Raw genomic sequence first — 483 nt, 5'->3', positions numbered from 1 at the left:
CGGTCGCCGCCGGCGACGCGTTGAGCGACGTTGACTGCTTCGGTCAGCGGACGCGCGATGACCCGTGAAATCCACACCGCCAATGTCATTGCCGCAGCCATGCAGATCAGCAACATGGCAATGATCCACGTGCGTGCGTTGGCATAGGTGACGTCGGCATCGGCGCTGGATTTCTCTGCGCCCTTTTCGTTGACGTCAACCAGCTTTTCAAGCTGATCGAGCAGGCTGCGGTAGATCTTCGTGGACTCGCCTTTGAGCAGCAGGCGGGCATCTTCGTTCTTGTCGGAGCGCGAGATATCGACGATCTTCTTATGTTCGGCCAAGAATACGTCAAGGGATTTTTCGATATCCGGATAAAGCGCTTTTTCCTCCGGTTCGCTGATCTGCGCCTGGTAATCGCTTCGCTGCTTTGCCAGTGCGGCAATCTGCTTGTTGGCGTTGCGTTCGATCTCCTCGAACTCTTGAGATAGAGACTCTCAGAGA

Annotated in this window: 1 protein-coding gene; it reads right to left on the bottom strand. The window is 55.9% G+C overall.

Annotation, left to right across the window (positions count from 1 at the left end):
* Positions 1–416: MCP four helix bundle domain-containing protein (locus tag HLUSI_RS30010; RefSeq protein ID WP_238534061.1), on the bottom strand; the 416-nt coding region annotated here is incomplete at its 3' end.
* Between the last annotated feature and the right edge of the window lie 67 nt (positions 417–483).

The organism is Herbaspirillum lusitanum P6-12 (genome assembly GCF_000256565.1).
Classification (GTDB): Bacteria; Pseudomonadota; Gammaproteobacteria; order Burkholderiales; family Burkholderiaceae_D; genus Herbaspirillum; species Herbaspirillum lusitanum.
This window is presented reverse-complemented; position numbering and strand designations above follow the sequence as displayed.